Consider the following 2,545-nt stretch of genomic DNA (forward strand, 5'->3'; position numbering starts at 1 on the left):
ACCACGTAGCCAACCTTCTCGTTGGTCTGCAGGAACTGACCGGAGATGTTGATGCCGTTTTCGGCGAAGACCTTGTTGATCTCGCTCATCACACCCGGGATGTTCTCGTGGATGTGCAGCAGGCGGTGTTTGCCAGGGTGAGCCGGCAGGGCCACTTCCGGGAAGTTCACCGACGATACCGACGTACCGTTGTCGCTGTACTTGACCAGTTTCTCTGCCACTTCCAGACCGATATTGGCCTGGGCTTCAGCAGTGGAACCACCGATGTGCGGGGTCAGGATCACGTTGTCCAGGCCGCGCAGCGGGCTTTCGAACTCTTCGTCGTTGGAGCGTGGCTCCACCGGGAATACGTCGATGGCCGCGCCGATCAGGTGCTTGTCCTTGATGGCAGCCGCCAGATGGTCCAGCTCGACAACGGTGCCGCGAGCTGCGTTGATCAGGATGCCGCCCTTCTTGATGGCGCGGATTTCCTTCTCGCCCATCATCCACTGGGTGGCAGCGGTTTCAGGAACGTGCAGCGAAACGATGTCGGACATCGCCAGCAGTTCGTGCAGGTTGCCGACCTGAGTAGCGTTACCCAAAGGCAGTTTGGTGATGGTGTCGTAGAAGTACACCTGCATGCCCAGGCCTTCGGCCAGGACCGACAATTGCGTACCGATCGAGCCATAGCCGACGATGCCCAGCTTCTTGCCGCGGATCTCGAAAGAGTTGGCCGCGCTCTTGATCCAGCCGCCACGGTGGCAGGAAGCGTTCTTCTCCGGGATGCCGCGCAGCAACAGGATTGCCTCGGCCAGCACCAGCTCGGCTACGGAACGGGTGTTGGAGTACGGGGCGTTGAACACGGCGATGCCGCGCTCGCGAGCCGCGTCCAGGTCGACCTGGTTGGTGCCGATGCAGAAACACCCTACCGCCACGAGCTTCTTCGCGTGATCGAAGATCTCTTCGGTCAGTTGCGTACGGGAGCGAATGCCGATGAAGTGAGCATCAGCGATCTTTTCCTTGAGCTGGGCTTCCGGCAGAGAACCTGTGAGGTACTCGATGCTGGTGTAGCCCGCCGCCTTGAGGACGTCGACAGCCGATTGGTGGACGCCTTCGAGAAGAAGGAACTTGATCTTGCTCTTATCGAGAGAAGTCTTGCTCATCTGCGTAAACCTGTATCCCGGAGAAAAATGGCAGGAGATAGCCAGCAGACGCTGACCCGGACGGCACGACAGCCGTCGCCGCAGAATAGCCGTTGGGCACTATGCTGCGGGGTCGGTATGCTAGCATATGCGCCCCGCTAAACACTCATTCCTGCGACGTGAAGCGTTCTCAGGATGACCATGAATTGTTCGAGAGTTCTGTCGATGACCAATCCTGCCCTGATTGATGAGCTGAAGACCCTGGTTGAGCCTGGCAAGGTGCTGACCGATGCCGACTCCCTGAATGCTTACGGTAAGGATTGGACCAAGCATTTCGCCCCGGCCCCCACCGCCATTGTGTTCCCGAAGACCACCGAGCAGGTCCAGGCCATTGTCCTGTGGGCCAACAAACATAAGGTGGCGCTGGTGCCGTCCGGTGGTCGTACCGGTTTGTCGGCCGCGGCCGTGGCGGCCAATGGCGAGGTGGTCGTGTCGTTCGACTATATGAACCAGATCCTCGACGTGAACCTCACCGACCGCACTGCCGTTTGTCAGCCGGGCGTGGTCACTAAACAACTGCAGAATGTCGCCGAAGAGAATGGCTTGTACTACCCGGTGGACTTCGCCTCCTCCGGTTCCAGCCAGATTGGCGGCAATATCGGCACCAATGCCGGCGGAATCAAGGTGATTCGCTACGGCATGACCCGTAACTGGGTGGCTGGCATGAAAGTCGTCACTGGCAAGGGCGACGTGCTGGAGCTGAACCGTGACCTGATCAAGAACGCCACCGGCTACGACATGCGTCAGCTGTTCATCGGCGCAGAAGGCACGCTCGGTTTTGTCGTGGAAGCGACCATGCGCCTGGATCGTGCGCCGAAAAACCTCACCGCGATGGTCCTCGGCACCGCCGATTTCGACTCGATCATGCCGGTACTGCACGCCTTCCAGAACAAACTCGACCTGACGGCGTTCGAGTTTTTCTCCGACAAGGCCCTGGCCAAAGTCATGGCTCGCGGTGATGTACCCGCTCCATTCGAATCCGACTGCCCGTTCTACGCGCTGCTGGAATTCGAAGCGACCACTGAAGAAGTGGCCAACCACGCCCTGGAAACCTTCGAGCACTGCGTCGAGCAGGGCTGGGTGCTGGACGGCGTGATGAGCCAGAGCGAAACCCAGCTGCAGAACCTGTGGAAGCTGCGCGAATACATCTCCGAAACCATTTCCCACTGGACGCCGTACAAGAACGACATTTCGGTCACCGTGTCGAAAGTCCCGGCCTTCCTGAAGGAAATCGATGCCATCGTCGGCGAGCACTACCCGGATTTCGAGATCGTCTGGTTCGGTCACATCGGCGACGGCAACCTGCACTTGAACATCCTCAAGCCGGAAAACCTGAGCAAGGACGAGTTCTTCGCCAAGTGCGC

At 59.2% G+C, this 2,545-nt stretch carries 2 protein-coding genes; one reads left to right on the forward strand and one right to left on the reverse strand.

Annotated features, from left to right (window positions below; all coding sequences use genetic code 11):
• On the reverse strand, positions 1 to 1,142 hold a 1,142-nt coding region (gene serA / locus D8U18_RS01485), incomplete at its 3' end, for a phosphoglycerate dehydrogenase (protein WP_131106862.1).
• A 204-nt stretch (positions 1,143 to 1,346) separates the two neighbouring features.
• Here serA and D8U18_RS01490 point away from each other — a divergent pair.
• Positions 1,347 to 2,545: FAD-binding oxidoreductase (locus tag D8U18_RS01490; RefSeq protein ID WP_131106863.1), on the forward strand; the 1,199-nt coding region annotated here is incomplete at its 3' end.

The sequence above is a fragment of the Pseudomonas sp. Sample_10 genome (assembly GCF_004321495.1).
Taxonomy (GTDB): Bacteria; Pseudomonadota; Gammaproteobacteria; order Pseudomonadales; family Pseudomonadaceae; genus Aquipseudomonas.